The organism is Frankia sp. AiPs1 (assembly GCF_023716945.1).
In the GTDB taxonomy this organism is placed as follows: Bacteria; Actinomycetota; Actinomycetes; order Frankiales; family Frankiaceae; genus Frankia.
Window position 1 is genome coordinate 1 of the sequence record NZ_JAMQQF010000304.1, and the last position, 6999, is coordinate 6999.

5 protein-coding genes are annotated in these 6999 nt (G+C 71.4%); 3 read left to right on the forward strand and 2 right to left on the reverse strand.

The genetic code is table 11. From position 1 onward, the window contains the following. On the reverse strand, positions 1-799 hold a 799-nt coding region (locus ND748_RS21310), incomplete at its 3' end, for a hypothetical protein (protein ID WP_251747758.1). Positions 800-1712: 913 nt separating this feature from the next. On the opposite strand from ND748_RS21310, the gene ND748_RS21315 reads away from it, so the two are divergent. Both ND748_RS21315 and ND748_RS21320 read left to right on the forward strand, forming a co-directional pair. Then, positions 1713-3446, forward strand: coding sequence for an ABC transporter ATP-binding protein (locus tag ND748_RS21315; RefSeq protein WP_251747759.1), 1734 nt, complete (start codon positions 1713-1715; stop codon positions 3444-3446). Next, positions 3443-5410, forward strand: coding sequence for an ABC transporter ATP-binding protein (locus ND748_RS21320; RefSeq protein ID WP_374215992.1), 1968 nt, complete (start codon positions 3443-3445; stop codon positions 5408-5410). The genes ND748_RS21315 and ND748_RS21320 overlap by 4 nt, the downstream gene beginning before the upstream one ends. Before the next feature lie 44 nt (positions 5411-5454). Here ND748_RS21320 and ND748_RS21325 read toward each other — a convergent pair whose 3' ends face one another. Next, a complete protein-coding gene (locus ND748_RS21325; RefSeq protein WP_251747760.1) occupies positions 5455-5898 on the reverse strand; it encodes an SRPBCC domain-containing protein in 444 nt (147 codons plus the stop codon). Positions 5899-6123: 225 nt separating this feature from the next. Between ND748_RS21325 and ND748_RS21330 the strand changes: the two genes are divergently transcribed. Further along, a partial coding sequence (locus ND748_RS21330; protein ID WP_251747761.1) for a protease pro-enzyme activation domain-containing protein occupies positions 6124-6999 on the forward strand: 876 nt, incomplete at its 3' end.

Below are 6999 nucleotides of genomic sequence, written 5' to 3' on the forward strand. Positions count from 1 at the left end.
GTGTCGCCTCCTGGGCTCGGCGCTGGAGCGCCTCGATCACGGGGGTGGGGCCGGTCGGGGCCGAGTGCAGAGCGCTCGCCGCCGGGTAGGGCAGCGGCCCCGGCGCGCTCCAGCGGACGGCGCTCGGCTGCTCGGCGAGGAGCTCGCTGAACGCGACGATCGGCCGGTCCCGGCGGTGGTGATGACCGCTGCGGTGGCCCTGCCGCCGCGGGATCGGCGCCGTCACCGGATCCCCGGACTCGGTCGGCGCCGCCGGCGCCTGCTCGCCATCCTCGGCCGGCCCGCGGGTCTGGAACCAGCCGAAGTGCGCGTTCCTCCCGCGGAGCACCGCGTTCTCGGAACGGACGATGACCAGAAGTGCGGTGGCGAAGGCGGCACGCATGCGGGCCTCGACGAGCTGCCGTTCGAGATCGGCGACATAGGCCGGATCGACGGCCCCGTCCGAAACCTGGTCGGCGTCCGGGTCGCCCGGCGGGCCGAACGCCTCAAGATGCAGCGGCCGGCACCGTTCGAGCTGCGCCACCCGCTGCGACTGATCCTCCGGGTACAGCAGCTCCACGTAGTTCTCGATGACGTTCCAGTCGATCTGCTTCTCGCCCCGGAACTGACGGCTGAGATCGCGTGCCCGCGCGCGCCGGATCTTGATGTCCTCGCTGTCGGACCAGACTTTCCGCACCACCATCTCGTAACTCACCCGATAAGGGTGGTTAAGTTCGTGAAGATGATGCAGCAGCGTGAGCTGACTGGTGTTCTCGAGTTCGGGTCTTGGTCCTCGAGGGCGAGCACCGGAAAGAGTCATCGACAGTCCATCCGATTGTAGTGACGGTGCGCCTGCGAGCGAACTGGCGTCGGCCTCCATTTTCCCTGCGACGTCACTACGGGTCACCGGCGTCCGGTCCCCCCGGGGGGCGGCGCCCCGGGCATCGGTCGACGCGCAGCTCGCCCTGACACTATCGGTTCCTTTCCGCCACGGACCGGTGGTTGCGCACCTACGACTACGCGCGCCCACGCTCGGGTGTCAACTGTGCTGGCCGGGTGCTCCCGAGCCGGAATAATTATTGCTCGTCGCGTCACTACGCCGAAGTCTGTTGGCTCGACAACGGCGTCGGCGGAGTCGGGGGGCACGGGGCGAAGTCGCGTATCGGCGACCGCCGTCGGACCCGGTACGCGGCCGTCGGGCCTGCCGGTCGTGAGCATGCGGAGTGATCCGGCCCCGGCGGCGATCATCATCGCTCTTCGCAACGGTCGGGTGGATCCCGGGGTATCGCCGGCCGTCAAAGTGGCCCGGGAAACGCCGCCGGCCCATGAATCCCGGTCCGGAATGCCGTCCACCCCGGCGGCCGGCGGCAATTCGGTGGGCGCCGGTCGCCACCGGTCGCGGGTGGTCGTGGCTGGTCGTGGTTGGGCATAGCGCGCGGGGCCGGCGGCCGGCCGGCCACGGCCGATGGTCGGCGAGGCGGTGGGGCTCGATCGGAAACGCCTTGACCTGACGTTGGGTTGAGGCCGTAAGGTCGCCACGCGTCCATGGCACGTCACCTGCCGTCAGGCGGAGCGTGCGACCGCTGTCCCGTCGTCCAGGCAGCCGGCGGCGGATCATGGGGGTCGCCGCCCGTCGTGGCCGTCATGACGGTGGAAGGCCTGCTCGGCGTCCCCGCGACGAAAGGCGGGACGCCCTGGTCGACCGGGTATCGCCGCTGCAAGAGAGGGACCGCATGCTCATCCGACTTCTGCGGGCGCATCTCGCCCGCTACCGGCGGCCCATCGCGATCCTCGTGACCCTGCAACTGGTCGCGACGATCGGCATGCTGTACCTGCCGACCCTGAACGCCGACATCATCGATCACGGGGTGGTGCTCGGCGACACGGGTTACATCCTGCGCATCGGCGGGCTCATGCTCGGCGTCAGCATCGTGCAGCTCGTCTGCGCGGCCGCGGCGGTCTTCTTCGGCGCGCGCACGGCGATGGCGATCGGGCGGGACCTGCGCGGGGCGGTGTTCGACCGGGTGCAGGCGTTCTCGGCTCGCGAGGTCGGCCGCTTCGGTGCTCCCTCGCTGATCACCCGGGCGACCAACGATGTCCAGCAGGTGCAGATGCTGGTGCTGCTCAGTTTCACGCTGATGGTCTCCGCGCCGATCATGTGCATCGGCGGGATCATCCTCGCGATCAACCAGGACGCCGGGCTGTCGCTGCTTCTGGTGGTGATCGTCCCGATCCTCACGGTCATCATCACGCTGATCGTGCGGCGGATGCGCCCGCTCGGACGGGCCATGCAGGAACGGCTGGACACGGTCAACCGGATCCTGCGCGAGCAGATCACGGGGCTGCGGGTCATCCGGGCCTTCGTCCGCGACGACCACGAACGGCAGCGGTTCGGGGTGGCCAACGCGGAGCTGACCGACGTCTCGCTGCGGTTCGGCCGTCTGATGGCGTTGATGTTCCCGCTCGTGCTCACGGTCGTGAACTTCTCCAGCGTCGCCGTGCTCTGGTTCGGGGCGCACCGCATCGACGCGGGCCACATGCAGATCGGCGCGCTGACCGCGTTCCTCAGCTACCTCATGCAGATCCTCATGTCGGTCATGATGGCGACGTTCATGTTCATGATGATTCCGCGCGCCGAGGTCTGCGCCGAGCGCATCCAGGAGGTGCTGGCGACGGACTCCTCGCTGCGGCCACCGGTTCATCCGGTGCGCGAGCTGCGGGCCCACGGCCTGCTGGAACTGCGGGGGGTGGGCTTCCACTACCCGGGGGCGCAGGATTCGGTGCTGCGCGGCGTCAGCCTCACCGCCCGCCCCGGTCAGACCACCGCCGTCATCGGCAGCACGGGCAGCGGGAAGACGACCCTGCTCGGCCTCGTCCCGCGGCTGGCCGAGGCGACCGAGGGCGCCGTCCTGGTCGACGGCGTCGACGTGCGCGACTTCGATCCCGCCGTGCTGGCGCGGACCGTCGGCGTCGTGCCGCAGCGGCCCTACCTGTTCTCCGGGACCATCGCGTCGAACCTGCGCTACGGCAAGCCCGATGCCACCGACGACGAGCTCTGGCAGGCTCTGGAGACGGCGCAGGCGAAGGAGTTCGTCGAGGCGATGCCGGCCGGGCTCGACGCCCCGATCGCGCAGGGCGGCACGAACGTCTCCGGCGGGCAGCGTCAGCGGCTCTGCATCGCCCGGCTGCTGGTCCACCGCCCCGAGATCTACCTGTTCGACGACTCGTTCTCGGCGCTGGACTACGCCACCGACGCCCGCCTGCGGGCGGCGCTGGCCCGGGAGACGGCCGATGCCACCGTCGTGATCGTCGCCCAGCGGGTGGCCACCATCCGCGACGCCGACCAGATCATCGTGCTGGAAGGCGGCGAGGTGGTCGGGGTGGGCACCCATCACCAGCTCATGGCCGACAACCCGACCTACCGCGAGATCGTGCTCTCGCAGCTCACCGAGCAGGAGGCAGCGTGAGCGGGACCGCTCCCACCCCGGCGCCGCGCCGCGGCCCGGCCCCCGTGGCCGGACCGGCGCGATTCCTCGGCGGACAGGGGGCCGCGGAGAAGTCCGCGGACTTCGCCGGCTCGAGCCGGCGGCTGCTGCGCCTGCTGCGGCCGCAGCGGCTGCTGCTGACGGTCGCCGTCGGGTTGGGGACGGTGAGCGTCGGGCTCACCGTGACCGGGCCCCGGCTGCTCGGCCACGCCACCGACCTGGTGTTCGCGGGGATCTTCAGCCGGCGGCTGCCCGCCGGGACGACGAAGGAGCAGAACGTCGCCGCGCTGCGGGCCGCCGGGCACGGCACCCAGGCCGACCTGCTCGCCTCGCTGCACGTCACCCCCGGCCGCGGAATGGACTTCGGCGCGATCGGCACGGTGCTGCTGTGGGTTGCCGTCATCTACGCCCTCGCCGGGATCTGCGGCGTGCTGCAGGCCCGCCTGACCAACCTGGCGATCCAGCGGGTGATCGGCAGGCTGCGCGAGGACGTGCAGCGCAAGATCTCGCGTCTGCCCACCCGCTACTTCGACGGCCAGCCGCGCGGGGAGGTGCTCAGCCGGGTCACCAACGACATCGACAACCTCGGCCAGAGCCTCCAGCAGAGCGTGTCACAGATCGTCGTATCGGGGCTGACCATCCTCGGCGTGCTGGCGATGATGTTCTGGATCTCCTGGCTGCTCGCCCTGATCGCGCTGGTGACGGTGCCGCTGTCGGTTGTGGTGGCGACGCGGGTCGGCAGGCTCGCCCAGCCGCAGTTCGTCGCCCAGTGGAAGATCACCGGCCGGCTGAACGCCCACGTCGAGGAGATGTACACCGGGCACACCCTCGTCCGTGCGTTCGGCCGTCAGGAGGAGTCGGCGCGGACCTTCCAGGAGTACAACGACGAGTTGTACGCGGCGAGCTGGCGGGCGCAGTCGATCTCCGGGCTCATGCAGCCGGCGATGATGTTCATCGGCAACATCAACTACGTCCTGGTAGCCGTGATCGGCGGGCTTCGGGTGGCCTCGGGGGCGCTGACGATCGGCGACGTCCAGGCGTTCATCCAGTACTCGCGCCAGTTCAGCCAGCCGCTGTCGCAGGCCGCGAGCATGGCGAACCTCCTCCAGTCCGGGGTGGCCTCCGCGGAGCGGGTGTTCGACCTGCTGGACACCGTCGAGCAGGAGCCCGACCCGGTAGCGCCGGCGCGGCCCGAGCGGCTGCGCGGCCGGGTCGCGTTCGAGCATGTGGCGTTCCGCTACAAGCCGGACAAGCCGCTGATCGAGGACCTCTCGCTGATCGCCGAGCCGGGCCACACGATCGCGATCGTGGGCCCCACCGGAGCCGGCAAGACGACGCTGATCAACCTGTTGATGCGCTTCTACGACGTGACCTCGGGGCGGATCACCCTCGACGGCGTCGACATCGCGGCCATGACCCGCGACGGGCTGCGCGCCCAGATCGGCATGGTGCTGCAGGACACCTGGCTGTTCGGCGGCACCATCGCCGAGAACATCGCCTACGGCGCCGAGGGCGTCACCCGTGAGCAGGTCGTGGCGGCGGCCCGGGCCGCCCACGTCGACCGGTTCGTCCGCACCCTGCCGGCCGGGTACGACACGGTGCTCGACGACGAGGGGACCGGCGTCAGTGGCGGCGAGAAGCAGCTCATCACCATCGCCCGTGCGTTCCTCGTCGAACCGCTGATCCTGGTCCTCGACGAGGCCACGAGCTCGGTGGACACCCGCACGGAGGTCCTCATCCAGCAGGCGATGTCGACGCTGCGCGCGGGCCGGACCGCCTTCGTCATCGCCCACCGACTGTCGACCATCCGCGACGCCGACACCATCCTCGTGATGGAGAACGGGGCGATCGTCGAGCAGGGCGATCACACCGGCCTGCTCGCCGCGGACGGCGCGTACGCCCGGCTCTACCAGTCGCAGTTCGCCGAGGCCGCCGTGGAGATCTAGCGCACGGGAGATCCGGCGCACGGAAGATCCGGTGCGCCGGAGATCTAGCGCACGGACACCGGCAGATCGGCCCACGACCGGCAGGTCTCCAGGTGCGCCTTGAGGCTGGACAGCGTCGCGGGCCACCCGCTGTAAAGGTCGTGGTCGGCGCCGTCGCGGATCTGGTCGTGCACCACGGTGAGCCGGCAGGCGTCGCCCACGGTCTCGATGGCCCAGGTCACCCGGGTGATGCCGGCGTCGCGCACGTCGTCGCTCCACAGCGCGACCGTGCGCTGGACCAGCCGCCGGGGCGGCACAACCTCCAGGTTGACGCCGGAGCCGAGCCGCGCGCCGGTTCCCGGGTGGCGCAGCTCGAAGTCGGAACCGGGGGTCCAGTCCGAGGTCACCCGCGCGCCCAGGTCACGGGTGACGCTCCGGTCGGGCGCCGTGATCGCAGTCCAGAGACGGCACGGCGTGGTGCGGATGTAGATCTCGAACACCTTCTTCATCGGTCTCCCCCGGCTGCGTGCGCGCTCGCTGTGCGTGACGGATCGGAGCGGCGCCCGTTCCCATCCTCCGGAGATGGCCGGGCGGCGGCAAGGGGCCGGCGGGAGGCACCTTCGGGCCGTTCGGGCCCCGATCGGTGGCACGACGGTGTACGCGCCGCAGCAGGGGAATGACGCATGCGCGCCGAATGCCGGTCTCCGGTCGATTGCCACAGGTCAGGAGGATTCATGGGCCGCCTTCAGGGTTCGTACCGACCATCGTTGGGGACGCCCGTCGGGCCGGTTCCCGACGATCAGCCCATCGATGTCACGGTCGTGCTTCGCCCCGCCGCCGCGGACGACTTCCGCGCCGACCCGGCCGACGTCGCCGCGGTGCGTGCGTTCGCCGGGCGGGCCGGCCTGGACGTCGCCGAGGTCGACGAGCCCGCCCGCACCGTCCGCCTGCGGGGTCCCGCCGCCAGCGCGCGCACCGCCTTCGACACCCCGCTGGCCCTCTACGACTCCGGCGGGCGGGCCATCCGTGGCCGGGAGGGCACCGTCGGCCTGCCCGACGAGCTCGACGACCGCGTCGTGGCCGTGCTCGGCCTCGACGAACGTCCCGCCGCCCGGCCACGCTTCCAGCCCGCCGTGTCCGGGCGGCAGGGCCTGAGCGCCGTGCAGGTCGCGCGGGCCTACGACTTCCCCGCCGGGACCGGCGAGGGCCAGACCATCGCGGTCATCGAGCTCGGTGGCGGGTTCGGCCAGGCCGACCTCGACACCTACTTCGGCGGGCTGGACCTGCCGACCCCGGCGGTGTCCGCCGTCGGCGTGCAGGGCGCGTCCAACGTCCCCGGCGGCGATCCGAACGGCGCCGACGGCGAGGTGTTACTCGACATCGAGGTCGCCGGGGCCGTCGCCCCCGGCGCCGCCCAGGTGGTCTACTTCGCGCCGAACACCGACGCCGGCTTCCTCGCGGCGATCAACGCGGCCGCCGCCGCCACCCCCCGCCCGGCGGCGATCAGCATCAGCTGGGGCGGCCCCGAATCGTCCTGGACCGCGCAGGCGATGCGCGCCTACGACCAGGCGTTCGCCGCCGCCCGCGGCGCCGGCATCACCGTCCTGGCC